The following is an 18,384-nucleotide window of genomic DNA, read 5'->3' as shown; positions in this document are numbered from 1 at the left end:
TCACCCTTGGGATTTTGCCGAGATCAGGGAGGCCATAATGGCGATTTCGCGCCGAACATTTATTTCCAGTTCCTTGTTGTCGATGGCAAGCGTTTTGCCCCTTAGCCTGGCGGACGCGCTGCTGGCGCAAGCTGCGACCCCCGTTAAGCGGCGCGACGTGAACGGCACGGATGCCGGTGCCGCCGCTGCGGTGAAATCCTATCGCCGGGGCGTTCAGGTGATGAAGGGAAGGCCACCTCACGATCCGACCAGTTGGACCTTTCAAGCCAACATCCACGCCTATCCAGGCAGCAAGGGCGTGATGAACGACGATCCCGAAAAGGAGTTTCGTGAAACCTTCCCGGATACCATTCCGGGACTTTCAGCCGCAGAAAGAGCACGGCGTCTTCAGATGGCGCGGACGGTCTGGAATACCTGCCCGCACGGACCCGCAAGCTTCCTTTCCTGGCATCGGGTCTATCTTTATTTCTTCGAGCGAACCGTCGCCGCGGCTGCGGGCGACGCGACGTTCGGGCTGCCTTACTGGAACTGGACGAAGGACAGATCCTTGCCCAAGCCGTTCTGGGAAAGCGTCGACGGGACCCAAGACAAGAACGCTCTGTACTGGAGCAACCGCAACCCCGGGATCAACGGCGGCGCCGACGGCTCGCCTCCGACCCGAACGCTTACCCAGTCCAACGTAAGGATCGAAATGCTGTCCGATCCGATCTTGGACGAACGGCTGCAGGCCGGCGATACGATCGGTTTTGGAAGGAGAATCGAGCAAAGGCCGCATGGCCCCGTGCACACGACGGTGGGCGACGACACTGGCATGGGCTTTTTCGAAGCGGCGGCGCGCGATCCCATCTTCTGGCTGCACCATGCCAACATCGACCGGCTTTGGGAAAGCTGGTCCAAGCTACCGGGGCACGCTAGTCCGACGACCCCGAGCTGGCGTACGGACAAGCATTCATTCGCCGGTCCCGATGGCCAGCTTACGTCGCTGACCACCGAACAGGTACTTGTAGCCGCTCAGATCCTGCAGCAAGGCTATGAGTATGATCACGAGGAGACGTTGATCTTGGCAGCAGGCCCAGCTCCGACGCCGTCGGCGACCGTTACGACCGTAGCGGGCGAGGCGCCGATTCCGCGCTCGGCCCCGCAGCCCGGCGCACCGGCTGCGGCGACCGCTTCACAGCCGGCGATCGCTAAGGTCGAGGCGGTTGCGCTGTCGGGACAACCGAAGGAAGTCACATTGACGCCTTCTGGGCCTGCCGCGGCGGTGCCAGCCGGCGCGGCGTCGAACGATCGGTGGATTCTCGTGCTGAGAGACCTTTCCGTCGTGCAAAGCCCCGCGGATAGTTTCGCCGTTTATCTCAACTTGCCCGATGGCCAAGCCACAGATCCGGGCCGGTCTGAACCAGCGGAGTATTTTGTCGGAGAGCTGGACTTCTTTTACGCCGCGCGCAGAGGAAGCTCGTCCGGCGGGCGGCATGCAGGGCACGGTGTCGAGGCGCCGTTGTGGGAGCGGGATGTCACGGCCATTCTTCGCAGGCAAAACTGGGGAGGCGGCCCGATCAGGGTGACGATCGTGCCGACGGCGGGCACCGTCGATCCGAAGTCGGAGCCGGCCATCGGTTCGGTGGAGTTGACACGGCGTTCGGGCGGCTGAGTGCAACGGATCGCCCCGTCACTAGCACCCTGGCGCCACACGGCGGTGGCGCGAGCCGCGGAAGGCCGGGCCTGCTGGCGTCACGGTTGGAGCTTGAGCGTTCCCGCCATGCCGGCGTGATGGATCACGCAATAAAAGTCGACGGGATCCTTGAACGTATTCATGACTTCCAGCCGCAGGCTTCCGGTGAACGCTACCCCGAATCTGCTGGCGGCGCCGCAATCGAGTTCGCGCAGCACGGCATTCGGCTTTGCACTACCGTCTTCGCCGCATGCCAGTACCGGGCTCTTGTCCTCCACCGGAGGCCCGCCGTCGCTACGTTTGATGGTGATGATTCCGTGCGGAATAGCGCCGGCGATCTTGACCTCGACGATATCGGCGATCTTCAGCTCGTCGACGACGAGAGGTGCCGCAGGTGTCGATTTCTTGTCCTTGTAGGTCCACGAGACTCCTTGAGTACCGATGATGAGCGTGTCTGCCGCGAACACCAGGCTGGCACAGGCAAGAGATCCGCTTACGACAAGACAAGAAACGGACAAGCGCTTCGACGATTTTCTCATTCGGCGTTCCTCCATTCGCGGTGATGTTATTGCACCAACGGTCCGGGCGTGTCGGACCACACTTCGATCGGAGCCATCAATCCTTTGTCCTCGTGCTTCAGGATGTGGCAATGGAAAACGAACCGTCCGATCTGCTCTCTGGCGTCGAAGCTCATGACGACGAAGACTCTGCCGAACGGAGGGATCGGAATCGTGTCGTGCCAGCGACGCGTCGCTCCGGGATCGATGTCGCCCGACGTCTGATCGTCGTAGAGATCGTAATTCGGCGTATCGGGCGGACATCCGCCGGGGTCGCAGGTACGCGCCGGGCTGGGCGGTTCGATAAGGTAGTTCTTCTTGAGCTCCTCGGCCGTCGCGAGACGGAATTTCATTTGATGGATATGGAAGTTGTGCAGGGTGCCTGTCGCATTGAAGAGAATCCAAAGCTGCTTGTGACTGCCCGCGTGCGCGGTGTCGTCCATGAAGATGCACACGTGCCGCTTGGTCCAATCGACCAGCCCGTCGGCCCCGACATATTCCTCGAACGGGTAGCCACGAGGCGTACCTCCAGGTTCAAGGCCGAGCGCAACCGTAGTCTCCTGGGCGTCCGCCGGTACGTACTCGCCTTCATCCTTCAGTTGCGTCCCTGTCGGGCGGATGATCTCGGTGAGGACGCTCCACTCCGTCTTCAATCCACTCGACGTCTCCCCTCCGGGAATGAAGGTGACGCGACGGAATTCACGGAAAGCCGGATCCAGGTCGCGGACACAGCCTTCGGGCAAGGTGGCCCTCGCACCTCCAAGCGGCCCGGCCGCTTGCGGCCCGACACGATGGCTGGCGACCGGCGCGTTCAGCGCGACCGATACCTTGCTCGCACCGGCGTTCGGCTCCAGCACGATGCGCGCGAGCTGAACCTCGGGCCATTCGTCGGTTCCGACCACGTGCTTCTTGCTTCGGAGGATATAGACCTGCCGGACGGCATGAGGCTTCTCGTCGTTGCGGACATAGATCTCGGCGCGCGTGGCCGGCATCATTAGCACGTTGTCGTAGTCGACCGCCAAAACGGGCTTCTCGGCCTGCCCGGGAGGAACCGGGGCGGCGGGGACCACACCGTCGAGGCTCAGGATGGTTAGCGGCAGGACCGATCCATCGGCCTCGTTACGCAATTCGAGCCAGTAGGGAATATTGGCGCTGAGATTGCCTAGTCGGATGAGAAGGTTTCGATCGCCTTCCACCGTAATGGTCGGGAATAGTTGACCGTTCACCGTGAACAGCAACGCCGAATCCTTGGCGCGCTGACAGAACCCGGTCCGCAGCGCCGGATCGGCGTCCAGTCCGGAATCGTCGGGCTTCCACACACCGCAGCGTCCACCGGTCGGGAAATCCCGCGCGCCCGGGTCCGGATCCCACTGGGCGATATCGCCGTTGGCCTGATCGGGACGTTTGGTGACCTTCACGGGGAGATCGCGAAGCAGCGCATAACGCACCTCGGTCCTCTTCCGCAGATCGCGTGTGTCGCTATCCACGTCGTTGCGGCAACCGCCTGGATTGTTCGGGTCCTTTAGGCAGCCTGCCCTGACGTTGGCGGCGGCGTCCCCGACCGACAGCAGACCCGACATGCCGCCCATAACCTGATCGGACGAAATCCCGTGCATGTGGGAATGGTACCAGTTCAGGCCGAGAGGATGCGCGATGTAGCCTTCGGTCTCCAGGACCCGCGCGTCCAGCGTCTTCTCTCCCGGTATCGGCACCTTGAAGTCGAAGCTGTTCGGCTTTCCCTGGGCATTGAGACCGGACTTGAGATAGACATAGACGTTGTCGCCATCGCCGGTTTCTGCGGCTTTGGGCCGCGCATTGTTGGGCGATACGATTCCGCCGTGAAAATAATGAAGGTTCGTCGGATTATCGTGCCCGCCCCCGTGGCCCATGCCCTGATGCTGCTTCGGAGACAGCCCGTTGACCAGACGCGCTGAGACCGTGTCGCCGGGCATCGCTTCGATGACCGGCGTCAAATAGTTTCCGTTGTAGTTTTCGGTGACGACCTTGTAGCCGCCCACGTCGATCGCGGCGCTCGCCGCCGTCAACTCCAACTTAACGTCGTTGTGGCCGTTTCCGACAGGCGTGACGGTGCAGATACCGGCGAGCGCGGGCGGCGTTGCGGTGACGGCCGAGCACACGAGCGGCTGGACTAGTTCTGCGGCGAATGCCGATTGCGGCGTCAGGAGGCAGAGGCCAACGGCAACTACCGCCACTGGGTTTCGAAATCGGACTGGCCAGCGACGGCGTCCGACGCGGCGCCTCACATCCCGTTTCCGTTCCGTGATGGCTGCGAGCATGCGAACTCCGGGAATGAAATCGGCAATATCAGCCAGAAGAAGCCACAATAACTAACGACGCCTGAGCCGACAGAGCTGCAGGAAGCGGCCCCCTCCACGCTTTAAAACGCGATCGGAAACTCGCTTTAACGTTGCTTCACATGATAGCTGCTCTTTTTTGGCGTCGTCAACGCCTTTGCCGAGCGCGAGCCGGACGGAGGCTGAGTCGGACGTCGCGCGCTGGCCGGTTTCTGGTCGGCATTGCCGCTTTCTTGGCAAAAGAAAAGCCGCGCGGATGCGCCGGAGGCGAAGCGCTGCATCGGGAGAAACTCTTTTCACGGCCGTTTCGGAGTTCTTCGCCGATCGGTCATCGAGGCCGCTTCCGAGGGCCACGGCCACCACTGCCGGAACCACCGGCCGCGGCATCATGATGCCGGCGGTCACGGCGCTGCGGGGATCACGGCGTTCAGTGAGAACCATCGACGGGCAGTCTCGGCACCGAACGTGCGGGCAGCACATCTCGACTCCTCTCGGCTGCCGCACTCGCCGTCTGTGATGGAATTACGACACGCCCGGCCAAACAAACCGGGCAAACCTTTTGGGCTTGACGAGGGAAGGTCGCTTCGACACGCTATGGGCGTACTTTAAGAATTGTCAATTGAACGTGGCACATCAACCAGCGCGCTCGCGTAAGCGATGATGTGTCGGGGGACCCCCGCGTGCGCGACGATTGACGGTGTGAGTTGCGGGGCTCAGCGTATGCGTAAGATCAATTGGGTCGTCTGTGGTTTTGCGGCAAGCGTCGCGGGCTGCTCGCTTTATCCCATCCCCGACGACGTGAGCATATACAGCACCGAGAAGATCGTTCGCTATGGCCGCTGCGAGGTGAGAAACGCGGTTCTCCTCCACATGTTGAACAACGAAATCATCACCGAGGCATCTAACGAGGAGGACATCAAGAAGCTGATCAAGGAGGCGAAGCGGCTCGAGAAGGCGAAGGCGGAGGAGAAGGATAAGGAGAAGGCAAAGATTCCCTTGGACCGCAAGGTAACCAAACTGTTGCGGTTGGCGAAAGTCGCCGTGGTCTATTCGTTCGACTTCAACATCACCGAGACCAACAAGGCCGGCGCAAGCGCGGGATTCAGGCTCCCGTGGCTGACCTCGAACGTGCTCGACGCCGGAGCTACGGGCGCGCTGGACCTGACACGTCAAGGCTCGCGAGTATTCGGCACCGAGGACAGCTGGGAAGACCTGATCACCGATCCGGATCTGTGCAACCAGCACCCTTGGCGAAGATCGGAACACTTCGTCTATCCGCTGACCGGATCGATCGGTGTCGGTCGGGTCGTCGAGACATTCATCGATATCGACGACCAGGGCGGAGCCAAGGACAATTTCGTCGACACGATGACCTTCACGACACAGGCCAGCGGCGGTGCGGACGCGACCGTCAAGCTGGAGCCCGTGTCGAACCAGTTTCGGATCGTCTCGGGGACGGCAGGGGTTAGCGCTTCGCGGCTGGACATTCACAAATTGACCATCAGCCTCGCGTTTCCGCAGCCGGATCCCCCCAATGCGATCACAGGCGTTGTGCGCGTCGACGGAGATTTGAACGCACCGTTCGAAAGGCCTGCACCTTGGCGTGCGCGCTATAACCTTTGCGTCCAAGATGCCCGGTCGAGGGAGAACACGTTCAAGCAGTTGCGATTCACGGCTCCCGAAGTCTATTGCATCAGCTACGCCGATGAATTCGCGCCCAAATATGCGGATCGGCGCGTGCCGATAACGGTCTCGCAAAGCGTCCCCGCACGGCCAAAGAAAGCAGTTGCAGCGCCCGTGCCGGGTGCGCCGGCCGCAGCGACCCCGGCACCTCCGGCCAGAGCAGCACCCGATATAATGACACGACCAGTGCGCCCGAACCGGGTCTCACCTCTCATTCAATGACGCTTCGGCCTGTTGCACACCCAGACGGCCCTCATCGTGGCCGCGTTTGCGATCATGAGCCTTTCGTTTGCCTCGGGCAAAGGAGCTGGCATTGTGCTTGTCTCGATCGGCCTTGCGCTGCACGCAGTCGCTCAAGGCATTTCAGACCCGATCATGCGGATACTAATCAACCGCTACGCGGAGTCGGACAGACACCTAACAGCAGGAAGTTCGGCGAGCTTGTGCGGGCCAAATACAACCTTGAAGCCTCCGGCGCCTCGGAAATGATGCGAGTTGTTCGCTGCTACGGTGAGCGGGAGGAAGTCGCCTCCCGGCTGTCGTGGCGTGCCCTTGTGGCCCTTTCAGGCCCCACACTGCCTGCTGAGGTTCGTCATCGTCTGGATAAGCGCATTCTCTCGGGCGAGCGGATCAGCCTATCCAGCATCGTAGAGACCCAACGGGGCCACAGCTAAAGCAAATCAAAGCAGTCGACGTCGCCGAGGCACCGACGACCTTTTGAGGCATTGGTACTTCCTGCTCCGAATTCTGTGCCTCAGGCGGCGGTAGGCAGCCGCTGCAATGGACTCAAACCAGAAAAAGTAGCGGTCGCCGGGTCCAGCGTGGTGGTGAGCAACTGCACAAAGCAAAAAGATTGACTACTCGTGATTGTGGATACAAGCTGAGCTCACCTCTGCGCAGTTGGGTTTCCCGTGTTCATTCAAGTAGGGACATACTGAACATGCGATACATGATGGTTTTTCTTGCGTCGCTTTTTCTGTTCGGCCCGGCTCTGGGCCAGGAGTCCAACCTCCGAGTTTTTCGTCTCGACGGCAGTCTGCAATGCGGCATGGGAAAAGCTAGGACACTTGCAGAAGACCGGCAGACTCTTGAGCAGCTCGGCGCGAAAGTAATCAGCGAAGAAAAACGCGCCGTACCGGCAGCAATCATTGCAGTTTGCGGAGCTCCAACAGGCGCAGCAAATACATACGTGATCTCAGCAGCCGACTGGTCAAAGATACTCAGAGGCTTTGTAGGACCTGCTGGTTTTGCATTGTGGGACCCCGCTTCCAGCAATTCTGTTAGCGTCTATAGGTATGACGGCTCCGTACAGTGCGGCGGCGTCGAGCCTGTCTCGCTGGATGTTATGGCCAAAGAGCTTACGGATGCGGGAGTTAAGATTATAGCACAGCGCAAAGGCAACGACGGTCTTATGCATCCGTTCGTCTGCGGCGCAGTAACTGGTGCCATCAATATTTTTGAAATCGACGCTGCAGACCTCCAAAAGGCGCGCGACCACAATTTCAGTGTGCTCCAGGCGAGCAGTCTAACGGCTCCGTCGCGGTCATCCGTTAGCTCAGCCATACACATGCAGGCAGCGGATGGCATGCCGGGCCCATGGCCATTTCCCTGGGCCTCGCAATATCCGTGGCCCTGGCCTTGGTAGTGAATTGGATCTGCTGGAATCGGACCACCATGCTTGGAGATGTCCAATGAGATTGCTCATTACAACAGGATTGTGCCTATCAATCACCATCGGATGTTGGAGCGCATCTTCGCAAGCTCAGCAGGCTCGATCACGAGTGGCTCAAACGAAAGAATGCGCCCAAGTGATATCCTGTGGGACCAAAGACGGCCGCCGAAAAGAGTACCCGACACCATGTGATGCCGAAAAAGATGGAGCTACCGATATCAAGCCAAAGGTAGGCCCGTCATGCGAACAGTCTCGATAACCGGCTATCCAGCAGGTGAAATGTAAACGCTCTGGATGTGTGCGCTCATTGGCCTTGCTTCAGTATGGGGGGCCTCGGCAAATTCCGCTCAGAGATGCAGAGACTGCCCTTTTCCCTTCACGCCGACACTACGCTGTTTACCAGACACCAGTGGAGGGAGGCTGCGCTGTCAAAGGCCGGAGATCGGGTCAAAAAATTTACGGTCCTCAAGAATTTCGAGGCTGTCGTGTTTCGACGGCGGGGGCGATAACCCCGTTTCCCCTTCGCCCAGCCGGAGGCGACAATCCATTTCCCCTTCGTTGCGTCACCGAGTGAGGATCCCGCAGTCATTGCGTCCTTCGGCGATGCGATGATCGATGCGGTGTTCTGACGACCGCCTCTCCGTCCATAGAGTAAGGTGCCGGAGGTTTTGATAGCTCGTTCCGGCAAAAAGGAACCGGCGCGCTTCGCCAACGCTTGCTTCTGAAAGGAGGAAGTCATGGCTGATCTAAGCGAAGAAGAGATCCGCGTTCGGGCGTATCATCTCTGGACAGAGGCCGGGGAGCCGGCGGGAAAGATGGACACATTTTGGTACGAGGCTGAGAAGCAGCTTCTTGCCGAGCGGAGGGAGTTGGGCGAGGTGCCTCCCGGAATGACGGATAATCTGCCGGTCTGAGCTGCCGCAAAGGTTTGGTTCAGACCGTGCTTACCTCCAGCTGCCGAGCCTTGGAAGCCGCCTCCACAACGTCATCGAGGGCCGCGCGCGAGCGATCCACGGACGCGTTCGCCTCGGACGCCGCCATCTCGGTGACCTTACGCAAGTGCGCCTGGAGGACGTCCATCTGTTCCTGCGATCGCTGGCGCATTGCCTCTTCGGCGGTGCGGAAGCCCTCCGCCGCGCGCGACTTCGGTCCGGACCCCATCGAGCATCTCCCCGATGCCCGAGCGGATGGCGCCGGCGCCGTCCTCCGAAGCCTTCACCGTCGCGTTCGCCAGCTTCTCGATCACCTCACGAGATCGGGCGGCAGCCTCGGCGGATTCGCGCGTCATCACCTCCTGGAGGCCCGACATGGCCTGCTTGAAGCCATCCATCTGATTGCCGACCTTCGCCAGCACGTCCCGCAGGCCTTCCTCCATGATCCCGTTGGCACTTCTCGATGCAGCTTCCGTACTGGCCTGGACTAGATTCCGAGCTTCCCGGGCGGCCGACGTGAGGGTCTGGACAGCGTGCTCGACCGCCTCCTTTCCGCTCGCGCTAGACTGTGAAAGTTCTCGGTGGCGTCCGCGACCAGACGCGCGAAGTTGTCGGTCGCGCTTTCGATCTTTGTCGCGAACGCGTCTCCTGTCGAAGCCAGCTTCTCCTGCATGGCTCGAATAACTTCGCCACTGTTTGCGAGGGCAGTCGATATCTCGCGCAACTCCCGCCCCGCGCTGCCCTGGACCACTTCGCTAAAGTGCTCCAGCAGCCCTTCAGTGCCGGTCCTAGTCGCGTTCTCCATCTGAGTGGCCGTCGCCTCGAGCGTCCGCGAGAGTGGCGCGACGGCTTCGGCGACCGCCGTTCCGATCGTGGGACCGATCGCCGCCCCCAACTTCTGGAAGTACTGATCCGTGTTCATCTCGCGAAGCTGGAGAAGCTGCTGGCCAAGGTCCAAGTTTTTGATCGCCAACGCCTGGGCCGAAACGGCGGATGTGCGCGCCTCCAGCGCCCGGCAGAATCGCTCGAATCCCATGTCGATGACGATGCCGTACGACCGGAAGAAGATGCTCAGCACGATGGATGAGAAGAGTCCGGCGATGGATGTCGAGAACTTGAAGGTCGCGGCGTTCAGAAGCTCCCGCAAGGACTGCGTCATGTCGTTCGCGCATGCGCCCGTGCCGTGAGAAGCTTTCGAGAGCGCGATTACCAGACCGATGAAGGTGAGGAGCAGACCGAGCCCGACGAAGTAACCTGGAATACTTGGCATGAGGCGCAGACTGAACATGTGCTCGCGCGCCAGGTTGGAATTGAAGAAGTTCTGGGGACGGACCGTCGCGAACCGAATGACTCTACCGTTCACTTTCTCGCTGACGTGGGTCTTTGAATAGGCAAACCAAGCGTTGCCAATGAGCGGATCACTCGCAAGCGACTGGTTGAGCCCGTCGTAGTTGGTCTCGAATTCCTTCTGGTCCTTCAGCCTCTCCACCTTGCGACGGGCCAGCCACAAGAGCGATCGGATCGGAAGTACATCGCCCAGGAGTAGGGCGAAACGCGATCGCGACGGCGCAGCGCACGATTTCCGAGGCGAGCGCGTAGGCGAACTCGGGCCGGCTTACGTTGTCGATGTTGCTTCGAGCGACTTCCGCCAAAACCTCGCGAACCAAGCTAGAATTGGCATGCTCCACGATTAGCCGGAAAATGACCTGCCAACACGTAGCGCGCCCTAACGAATGGCGACCAAAATAATTTTGCACTGAATATCAAGGATTCACGCCCCCGGAACTTCCACGCGAACGGATTAAGCATCGATCGATTCAGGATCAACGCGCCGAAAGTCGAATTAGTCCAAGGATTCGGCCCAAGAAAAGAGGGCGATTCCGACCAACTGGCTTGCAAGGATTCAGCTTCCGCCGGCTCCTTAATGATGGCAACTTGATCCGGCCGCGATTCTCCACCGCGCTCCACCGTCCGAATCCGGTGGCTCTCGATGCCCTTGTTTTGTCGGATTTTCGCACGTCGCGGTCAGATGGCGGAGAGGGAGGGATTCTCGCCCTCTTCTTTTGCTGGACGTGTGCTCCGCAGCCAACACTTAGCCCGAACAAAAGGGGAGCTTGCGTAAGCGCTTCACCAAGTCGGACTAGAGCAATCTCTGCAACTTCCGACGGCACGTCACATCCTAATCGTGCTTGCCTCTTTACCCGCTCCTGCAGTCCGACTCTTCGCAGCAATGCGCGTGGTGCTGGATGTTGTAGAAACGTTGTAGAGCACCAGCCGCCGAAAACGTTGAAAGGCTGCTCCACTTCCGGCTAAACGGTTGAAGTAATTTAAGGAAATTGTATGGAGCGGGCGAAGGGAATCGAACCCTCGTATGCAGCTTGGGAAGCTGCCGTTCTACCATTGAACTACGCCCGCAATCCCTTGAGATTGCTTGTCTTTTCCGCGTCAACCAAATCAGCGTGGCACGATTTTGGCACGGTCATCGTCGGCCTCTGCGGTAGTTAGAGCAAACCGCATCACGTTTTGCAATCAGCATCCGAGGGGCCGCGATGCATGCCTTATCGGCCCGATCTGCTCTTATGAAAGAGCACGATATTGTCGAAGCCGCGGATCGCTACATAAACCGCCGCGGCGCATTGAAACATCAAGTTCATGAGTTCGGCGGGCTTATTCATTGTGAACAGCGCATACGCAAAAAAGCCGATAGCGAACCCGACTTCGGCAAAGCCATACGCGCCCGGCGACGGAAGTGGCGCAGTGCGTATAGAATTCCAGCAAAAAACAAAAAGATCGCCGCGACGGTCCGCAGATCAGCGTGGTGCGCGTCCTGTGTCAACGAAAGAAAGACAACGATCAAGACAAACGAGGCAAGTATGCCGCTTGCCAACAGCGCATCGAACGCGAGCCCTGCTACGGATTGCAGCCAATTCGCGCGCATGTGCATGCCCTCAATTCAAGATCAAGGCGGGGCCTTAAGCGACATCTTCTGCCCGAACGGGAGACGTTTGACGGGTGACCCATCTATGAACCTGCTCCGATGTTAAAACTCGCAACCAGGCCCTTCCGTTCAATCATGGCGATCAAACGGATTGACTCTCCGTTCTCACTTTGTTCTTATTTCGACACGCTACCCCTTTGAGCCAAAAATGCCGACCCTCGAATTCATTCGCTCGGAGATCGAGCACATGCGCGCGCAGATAGGCCGCCAGCGCAAGGAAATCCTCCAGCTTCAGCGAGCAGGTATAGCAACCGCCGCTGCTGAGATCCTGCTGCAGCGCATGGTAGAGAAGGTGGAGCGACTTTGCCGCCAGCGCGATGAGTTGAGAAAGATGGAGCCAGGCCTGGCGAAGGAGAAGGTATTGGGAGGCCGGAAATGGTGAAGGAGCGACCATTGTATTTTTCAGACAGCGAAGATCATTCCGAGTTCGTGAAGGCGTTGGCTCACGTCCGCCGCCTCGCTCCGTTTGAGGGTTGGTGCGCGATGCACGTTCAGGCAATCATGGTTTCAATAGATCAGTACGCAGAAGCCGCTCTCGGTAATCGGGAGTTCTTCTGGAATAAACCGCACAGGATCGGCTAGGGTTAGCGATTAGATCGTCCCATTACAGATAGCTGACTATCCACAGCAGTGCGTTTGACCGCGGCCGCGCCTATTTTGCGCATGCTATTGTGCAAGTGTTGGCAATTTCTTCTTTGTGAAACTTTTTCATTGGAATCCGGGGTCAGTCCAATCGAAGGTAATTTCGCTCCTTACCCTTGCGCCCCTACTTTTCACGCCGCTTACCGCATTCGCATCGTTCGGCGACGGTTCTCCTACGATTCCAAATCAGTCCGTCTTCGGTGAGCCAATCAATCAAGAAAGAATCGACGGAGCCAGTGGCGCTTTCACTCAGAAGTTTTCTCTAGATATTCCGCCTGGCCGCAATGGTCTGCAGCCGGATGTGTCTCTCAACTACAATAGTCAGAACACGACCGATGGAATTGTCGGGTACGGCTGGTCACTTTCGATACCTTACATTCAACGTCTCAACAAAACAGGTTCTCAAAATCTCTACGCGACAAGTTCGTACTTCACGTCTTCTCTCGATGGCGAACTGGTTCAACAGGATACCACGACGTATCGTGGTCGCGTTACCGAAAGCTCTCGCAATTCATATACGTTCTCGGGGAATACATGGACCGTATACGATAAGAATGGAACACGGTACCTTTTCGGTTTCGATGATACGGGCAGGCAGTATGACACTGGCGCAGGTACGTCGACTAAGACCTATAAGTGGATGCTCCAAGAGATTCGGGATACGAACGACAATTACGTCAAGTACACGTATCTCAAGGACAGCAACGAGATCTATCCATACAAAATAACCTACACCGGACGGGGCTCTACCGACGGCCCGCTGCAAGTCATTTTTGCGACGAGTACTCGTCCTGATACTCGGGTGAGCTATGCTCCCGTATTTTCAGTTACCACAACGCAACGCATTTCCGAGATTGACGCGTCAGTAAACGGCTCGATCGTTCGAAAGTTTCTCCTCGGTTATGGAGCCGGCAACAACGGCGCTCGATCGCTTCTTACTAGTATTCAGCAGCTAGGGTACGACGAAAACGGCAATCTAACGTCACTTCCGGCAGCCACATTTGGGTACATGAGTTCGTCTACTCAGTTTTATAAGCCGAGCAGTCAAATCAGTTCGTGGGGTCAGGCGTACGTAATTGCCGATACAAACGGCAATGGTATCGCCGATGTAAATGCGTTCTACTATTCCTCCGGCGATCTCAACAAACATTCCAATATTGAACTAGATAATACCTCGTACAGCACAAGCGTTACTCCACCAGACTATTGGGCAGGCGACGGCGGTCACCCGCTTTCTCCCTATGAACGCGGTGTCAGATACGTCGACGTCAATGGTGACGGGAAGGCTGACGTTGTTCTGGGCTACTACAACTATACGACGAGCACGAGTTCCAACGCGATGTATATAAACGGTTCGTCAGGGAGCAGCTTGAGCTGGACTGCTTCGACATCCTGGAACGGCACAATACCGGCGTTTGATGTCGATGGCTCGGGGTCCGTCCACAATGACACAACTGGAATTTTTGGTGACGTGAATGGCGACGGTCTCCCAGATTTCGAACAGAATGTTCCGAGCTATGTCGGCCCCGCAGCGTACCTTGGCAATGGTTCTGCCTGGGACTCGACATCGAATTTCAGTCCCAACGCCTCATTTCCCGCTTTAGCCTCAGATGGAGCAGTACAACAACTTATCGACATCAATGGCGACGGACTCGACGACTGGGTGACCGGCGGCGGAAGCTTTTCGGTATCTCTTAACACCGGAACTGGTTGGGGAGGTGATGGATCTAAGTGGGCGATAGCCACTTCAGCACTCTACGCCTCTCCAACGGGCACCTACTATGATCGCGGCACTCCGGGGATAGTGCTAAATCTGCTCTATAGTTGTATTTCAGCGCGTCGTAGCATAATGGGCGAGAGGGTGTCTTGTGCCAATCGGCACAGTTTCCGCGTCGGCGCGGAGCACATCATATCTCGGATGACAAGGAAAGAGGATCGCAGAGCAATGGTTTAAAACAAGCCGCAGAGCTGTGACCTATTGCAGCTGAGTGCGCAAGCAATCAAGATTGTCTCCTGCTGCTGATGCGCTTCTTCTCCCTCGCGGCGACCGCGATCTTCGCGATCTCTGAGCGACGTTCTTTTGATAGCTTTTTGGCACGCGCCTTCCCGCCCATGCTAGCACTATTTTGATATCCATAGATAGACCGAGACTTTCGAAGGCTTCGGTATCCGCCAATGATAGCACGAGTAGCTCAAAGATGATTTTTCGATCTACTTGAGCGCAAAAGTGCCCGGCGCGACTTTCTTGAATACGCGCCCATTCCGCATTTCTCGATAGAGAACACCTCGAATGCCAGCCTGCCAATCCTTAGAGTTCTTGGCGCCCTTGTAATATCGACCTATCTCCCTATAGATCCGCGACCAATCAGCTTTGCCGCCGTTTGCCCTCAAGATCTTTGCGATTGCTTCTACCTTTGTCATACCTCCTTCAGCAAATGATCTGGTAATTTTGAGATGAAGCGGCCCGTCAATTCGGAGTGCGATCGATCGCGCACAATTGCCGCAGGCCATCTCTCTTATGATGCTACGCGTAGCCGATCATCTTGCAAGCAAGATTCGCATTCGACGTTGAAGCAACAGAATGTCAAACCTATACCGGTAGGGGTGACGGCAAAGCATGCAGTTTTGGTCATGATCCGAGTTGGCTTGGCTGCTCTACCAAAGACTTAGTTGCTTGAGCGATTTATGCGCCTCTTGCTTATCCCTTGATGTCCGGCCGCCGCTTTCGCCCTGTCGTGGAGCCCGTCGGCTTTGCGTGAGCGTCTCAATCGCTTTCATAAGCCACTCAACGTTCGTCTCAAGCTTTGTAAACCTCCCGTTGGCATAGTAGGCAAGCGCGACGAGAGTGCCGATCACCGCTAAGAAATATTCCCAGTTCACGTTGATTGTAAGCATCGCGCAATGGTGCTGGATGTCAGTAGCCCGGAATAGAGAGGGGTATTTGCCGGTTAGGCTGCTCAGCCCGCCTAGCGAGACCTGAAGGGGCGAGTACGCTCCTCCGATGGAGAGTAACCGCGAGCAAGGCAAGCAGACTGTCCCTACCGCGTCAGCAATTCTCGAAGACGGATCGATCGTAGAGATGGTGTGCCCGGCAAAGGCAGGCCGAACAGTCTTCGCGATCTTTACCGCTGGGCGTTGGACGCTGCAGGATAGCATCGAAATCGGCCAGAACGCTCGCCTCGTCCCTTACTCCGCCAACAACAACCTCATCAAAAATGATGTTGTGCTACTTCCGACCGAGCCTTCTATCTACGGGAGCGAAGAAGCGTTGGTCGCAGAGGTGCAGCAATTCATTCACCGGCACGTTGATTTCGATCCCGCATTCGAAAGAGTGGCTACCTACTACGTTCTCCTCACATGGCTGTACGATGCGTTCAATGAGCTACCGTACTTGCGTCTGCGCGGCGACTTCGGAAGTGGCAAGACGCGCGCGCTGCTGACGATCGGATCATTGTGCTACAAAGGATTCTTCGCCAGCGGCGCATCGACTGTTTCGCCGATCTTCCACACGCTGAACGCCTTTCGGGGCACGCTCATTTTTGACGAGGCAGACTTTCGCTTTAGCGACGAGAAGGCGGAAATTGTGAAGATATTGAACAATGGCAATGTCCGTGGCCTACCCGTGCTGCGCACCCTCATGAACCAGCAACGCGAGTTCAACCCGCAAGCCTTCCACGTGTTTGGGCCTAAAATCATCGCGACGCGCGGCAGCTATGACGACAAGGCTCTTGAGAGCAGGTTCCTTACTGAAGAGATGGGATCAAGGCGCCTCCGGTCGGATATTCCTATAAGCCTCCCGGAGAGTTTTAAAGAGGACGCGCGTGAGCTTCGGAACAAGCTACTCCTTTATCGCTTTCATCGACGGATGCATGTCAGGCTGGACGAGCGCCTGGTCGATCCGGCGCTTGAGCCGCGTCTCAACCAAATCATGCTGCCACTATTGAGCGTCGTTTCGAATGAGCGCCTCCGCTCCGATCTCCGCACCGTCGCGAGAACTGCCCAGCTCGGCCTCGTTACCGAACGGAGTTTCTCAATCGACGCCCATGTATTGGAAATCCTATTCGAGCTTCTGATCCATTCTGAGGCCCCTGCGATCCCTGTTGCGGACATTACGGCGAAGCTGATCGAGCGATATGGATCCGAGTATGAACGGCCAATCACGCATCGATGGGTTGGCAGTATTCTGCGAAAGCGGCTCAATATACCCACGTACAAACGCCACGGCGTCTATGCCGTGCCGATTGCAGACCGAACGAAGATCGAGCTGCTGTGTAGGCGGTACGGTGTAGACATCCCAAACTTGTGAGCTGGCCAACAGCGCACCCATGCCCCGAAGGTGAGAGCTGTTCGATAACCTCCTCATCGCCGACAAGCAGGGTCGGTGTATGCTCAAGCCGAGTGCATTTGCGACCTTCAGGTGATCTCTTCGCATGAGCACATGACCCACTTATCCACTGGGTGATTACGCACCTGAGTGTTTAGGAGTACAATTTGAGATATGGGGACGTGGGGACTTCCTAGCCTCCGCACCCATCTCATCAAAAGCGAACGACAAGGCATCCTTACACTGTACCTTGACCCAAGGAGCTAGCTCCCCACGTCCCCTTGTCCCCACAACCGCCCCGAATCATCGCTTCTGGAGGCCATTCTCATTTGCCAACTTGGCAAATTCTCGCCCCTCCCCAACCCTGCAGCATTTGACGATCATGCCGCGTGTTCTCCAACGCCTCTCAGTTGGCGAACACCCGTCATGAAAACTCGAAAACCGGTAAACTACTTGCGGTCATTTCGCCTGCGATGGGGCCTCTCGCAGGGTGAGCTCGCATACCTACTCGGATGGAAAGGGTCCGAGGTCGTCTCGCGCATCGAGAAGAAGCAACGTCCTCCTACGCTCAAATTTGTCATGGCCTGCTTCATTCTGTTTGGTGCCCCTGCAGCTGAGCTGTTTCCCGACCTCGCGGCCGGTATCGAGGCGAGCGTGATGATGCGGGTTTGGGAGGCGTATGAAAGGATACAAGGAGAGCCGTCGAGAAAGACAAGAACCAAAATCGAGTTGTTCGAAGGCGCCATCGCGCGAGCCGAGCAGAGGAAGCAGGCACCTCGGATATGAGGTCGCACAGCGCGGTCGGTCTAGTACTCACCGTCCACTTTCAATCGCGCGGTATCGCTTTTGTCCTGCTTGATCGCGATATGATACCTATCGATGGGGGAGTCTTTAACGCACGCGGCCCGAACAAGAACGCCAATTGTCTACGCCGCCTTGATGCTCTCTTTGAGCTACACACTCCTGACACCTTGATAATGGGAGATGCCTCCCGCCGGATTAGACGCATCCGCACGCTCAGCAGTGCTGCAGCGGAGAACGCCGCTCATCGGGGCATTGAAGTAAAGAAGTATTCTCCCGGGCAAATCGTAGAGCTCCTTGAGGAGCACGGCAGAGCTACGAAGTATCAGATCGCCAAGCAAATTGCGGTGCAACTCCCGTGCCTTAGTCTCTATCTTCCGCCACCGCGAAAGCCCTGGATGAGTGAAGACCCGCGAATGGGCCTGTTTGATGCAGCGGCCTTAGCACTCACATTCTTTGGATCAAACGAGAAGCGCACCGCGTAATTCAGTATGGTGGAGCGGCCTCACGGCGCAATTTCTCCTTGCATGTCTGCGAAAATGAGCATCAAATTGAAACAGGTGCAATTGAGCGCCTGACAGCTGCCCGCAAAACGGCGGCGCACCGAGTTCGCCGTTATTTCAACTGGCAGCGTCGATGCCATCGGCAGGCACCTCGAGCGACAATTCCTGAGTGTGACTGGCTCGCCCACCGTCGCGTGGACCGAGAACCTGATTGATGCGCCCATCGTTTTGGCGCGCGCCTTCAACGTATGCGACTACGGCGACGTTATTTTGAAGGGGCCTTCC

General features: G+C 57.7%; 15 protein-coding genes and 1 tRNA gene. 8 read left to right on the top strand and 8 right to left on the bottom strand.

Translation table 11 applies throughout. The annotated features are described in order from the left end of the window. Window positions 1–37 precede the first annotated feature (37 nt). A complete protein-coding gene (locus AC5V87_RS07440; protein WP_495370481.1) occupies window positions 38–1,651 on the top strand; it encodes a tyrosinase family protein in 1,614 nt (537 codons plus the stop codon). 80 nt (window positions 1,652–1,731) lie between these two features. Here the strand turns inward: AC5V87_RS07440 and AC5V87_RS07435 are convergent, their stop codons facing one another. The 3 genes from AC5V87_RS07435 to AC5V87_RS07425 all read right to left on the bottom strand — a co-directional run bounded on the left by AC5V87_RS07435 (window position 1,732) and on the right by AC5V87_RS07425 (window position 4,985). Then, window positions 1,732–2,211: a hypothetical protein gene (locus tag AC5V87_RS07435; protein WP_495370480.1), complete on the bottom strand. Its 480-nt coding sequence runs from the start codon at window positions 2,209–2,211 to the stop codon at window positions 1,732–1,734. Window positions 2,212–2,237: 26 nt separating this feature from the next. Beyond that, the gene (locus tag AC5V87_RS07430) at window positions 2,238–4,442 is read right to left on the bottom strand and encodes a multicopper oxidase domain-containing protein (RefSeq protein WP_495370479.1); all 2,205 of its coding nucleotides are present in this window, start codon (window positions 4,440–4,442) and stop codon (window positions 2,238–2,240) included. Between the two features lie 135 nt (window positions 4,443–4,577). Continuing rightward, a complete protein-coding gene (locus tag AC5V87_RS07425) occupies window positions 4,578–4,985 on the bottom strand; it encodes a hypothetical protein (RefSeq protein ID WP_495370478.1) in 408 nt (135 codons plus the stop codon). Window positions 4,986–5,264: 279 nt separating this feature from the next. Here AC5V87_RS07425 and AC5V87_RS07420 point away from each other — a divergent pair, with 279 nt between their 5' ends. The 3 genes from AC5V87_RS07420 to AC5V87_RS07410 all read left to right on the top strand — a co-directional run bounded on the left by AC5V87_RS07420 (window position 5,265) and on the right by AC5V87_RS07410 (window position 8,813). Next, window positions 5,265–6,449, top strand: coding sequence for a hypothetical protein (locus AC5V87_RS07420; protein WP_495370477.1), 1,185 nt, complete (start codon window positions 5,265–5,267; stop codon window positions 6,447–6,449). Window positions 6,450–7,167: 718 nt separating this feature from the next. Then, a complete protein-coding gene (locus AC5V87_RS07415; RefSeq protein ID WP_495370476.1) occupies window positions 7,168–7,872 on the top strand; it encodes a hypothetical protein in 705 nt (234 codons plus the stop codon). A gap of 764 nt (window positions 7,873–8,636) precedes the next feature. Next, window positions 8,637–8,813, top strand: a complete 177-nt coding sequence (locus AC5V87_RS07410; RefSeq protein WP_495370475.1) for a DUF2934 domain-containing protein — start codon at window positions 8,637–8,639, stop codon at window positions 8,811–8,813. A 137-nt stretch (window positions 8,814–8,950) separates the two neighbouring features. Here AC5V87_RS07410 and AC5V87_RS07405 read toward each other — a convergent pair whose 3' ends face one another. From AC5V87_RS07405 to AC5V87_RS07390, 4 genes are all read right to left on the bottom strand, one after another. Beyond that, the gene (locus tag AC5V87_RS07405; RefSeq protein ID WP_495370474.1) at window positions 8,951–9,274 is read right to left on the bottom strand and encodes a hypothetical protein; all 324 of its coding nucleotides are present in this window, start codon (window positions 9,272–9,274) and stop codon (window positions 8,951–8,953) included. A 44-nt stretch (window positions 9,275–9,318) separates the two neighbouring features. After that, a complete protein-coding gene (gene zorA / locus AC5V87_RS07400; protein WP_495370473.1) occupies window positions 9,319–10,341 on the bottom strand; it encodes an anti-phage ZorAB system protein ZorA in 1,023 nt (340 codons plus the stop codon). 831 nt (window positions 10,342–11,172) lie between these two features. After that, window positions 11,173–11,246: transfer RNA gene (locus tag AC5V87_RS07395), tRNA-Gly, on the bottom strand. A 256-nt stretch (window positions 11,247–11,502) separates the two neighbouring features. After that, the gene (locus AC5V87_RS07390) at window positions 11,503–11,769 is read right to left on the bottom strand and encodes a hypothetical protein (protein ID WP_495370472.1); all 267 of its coding nucleotides are present in this window, start codon (window positions 11,767–11,769) and stop codon (window positions 11,503–11,505) included. A gap of 208 nt (window positions 11,770–11,977) precedes the next feature. On the opposite strand from AC5V87_RS07390, the gene AC5V87_RS07385 reads away from it, so the two are divergent. The 4 genes from AC5V87_RS07385 to AC5V87_RS07370 all read left to right on the top strand — a co-directional run bounded on the left by AC5V87_RS07385 (window position 11,978) and on the right by AC5V87_RS07370 (window position 16,777). Beyond that, window positions 11,978–12,211 (top strand): hypothetical protein, encoded by a 234-nt coding sequence (locus tag AC5V87_RS07385; RefSeq protein ID WP_495370471.1) that lies wholly within the window; start codon window positions 11,978–11,980, stop codon window positions 12,209–12,211. Beyond that, the gene (locus tag AC5V87_RS07380; protein WP_495370470.1) at window positions 12,205–12,411 is read left to right on the top strand and encodes a hypothetical protein; all 207 of its coding nucleotides are present in this window, start codon (window positions 12,205–12,207) and stop codon (window positions 12,409–12,411) included. Before AC5V87_RS07385 ends, AC5V87_RS07380 begins: the two co-directional genes overlap by 7 nt. A gap of 115 nt (window positions 12,412–12,526) precedes the next feature. Further along, window positions 12,527–14,425, top strand: a complete 1,899-nt coding sequence (locus tag AC5V87_RS07375) for a SpvB/TcaC N-terminal domain-containing protein (RefSeq protein WP_495370469.1) — start codon at window positions 12,527–12,529, stop codon at window positions 14,423–14,425. Window positions 14,426–15,472: 1,047 nt separating this feature from the next. Then, window positions 15,473–16,777 (top strand): hypothetical protein, encoded by a 1,305-nt coding sequence (locus tag AC5V87_RS07370; RefSeq protein ID WP_495370468.1) that lies wholly within the window; start codon window positions 15,473–15,475, stop codon window positions 16,775–16,777. 1,324 nt (window positions 16,778–18,101) lie between these two features. On the opposite strand, the gene AC5V87_RS07365 is transcribed toward AC5V87_RS07370, so the two are convergent. After that, window positions 18,102–18,239 (bottom strand): hypothetical protein, encoded by a 138-nt coding sequence (locus AC5V87_RS07365; RefSeq protein WP_495370467.1) that lies wholly within the window; start codon window positions 18,237–18,239, stop codon window positions 18,102–18,104. Window positions 18,240–18,384: the final 145 nt, after the last annotated feature.

Source organism: Bradyrhizobium sp. SOJA106 (assembly GCF_059448745.1).
Note: the sequence above shows the minus strand (reverse complement) of the source record. Positions and strands in the feature narration are given on the sequence as shown.

Bases quoted from the DNA above. Each gene is read 5' to 3' on its own strand.
- AC5V87_RS07435 (WP_495370480.1), bottom strand. From the start codon at position 2,211: ATGAGAAAATCGTCGAAGCGCTTGTCCGTTTCTTGTCTTGTCGTAAGC.
- AC5V87_RS07405 (WP_495370474.1), bottom strand. From the start codon at position 9,274: ATGGAGGAAGGCCTGCGGGACGTGCTGGCGAAGGTCGGCAATCAGATG.
- AC5V87_RS07390 (WP_495370472.1), bottom strand. From the start codon at position 11,769: ATGCGCGCGAATTGGCTGCAATCCGTAGCAGGGCTCGCGTTCGATGCG.
- AC5V87_RS07420 (WP_495370477.1), top strand. From the start codon at position 5,265: ATGCGTAAGATCAATTGGGTCGTCTGTGGTTTTGCGGCAAGCGTCGCG.
- AC5V87_RS07440 (WP_495370481.1), top strand. From the start codon at position 38: ATGGCGATTTCGCGCCGAACATTTATTTCCAGTTCCTTGTTGTCGATG.
- AC5V87_RS07380 (WP_495370470.1), top strand. From the start codon at position 12,205: ATGGTGAAGGAGCGACCATTGTATTTTTCAGACAGCGAAGATCATTCC.
- AC5V87_RS07415 (WP_495370476.1), top strand. From the start codon at position 7,168: ATGCGATACATGATGGTTTTTCTTGCGTCGCTTTTTCTGTTCGGCCCG.
- AC5V87_RS07370 (WP_495370468.1), top strand. From the start codon at position 15,473: ATGGAGAGTAACCGCGAGCAAGGCAAGCAGACTGTCCCTACCGCGTCA.
- AC5V87_RS07365 (WP_495370467.1), bottom strand. From the start codon at position 18,239: ATGGCATCGACGCTGCCAGTTGAAATAACGGCGAACTCGGTGCGCCGC.
- AC5V87_RS07425 (WP_495370478.1), bottom strand. From the start codon at position 4,985: ATGGTTCTCACTGAACGCCGTGATCCCCGCAGCGCCGTGACCGCCGGC.
- AC5V87_RS07410 (WP_495370475.1), top strand. From the start codon at position 8,637: ATGGCTGATCTAAGCGAAGAAGAGATCCGCGTTCGGGCGTATCATCTC.
- AC5V87_RS07385 (WP_495370471.1), top strand. From the start codon at position 11,978: ATGCCGACCCTCGAATTCATTCGCTCGGAGATCGAGCACATGCGCGCG.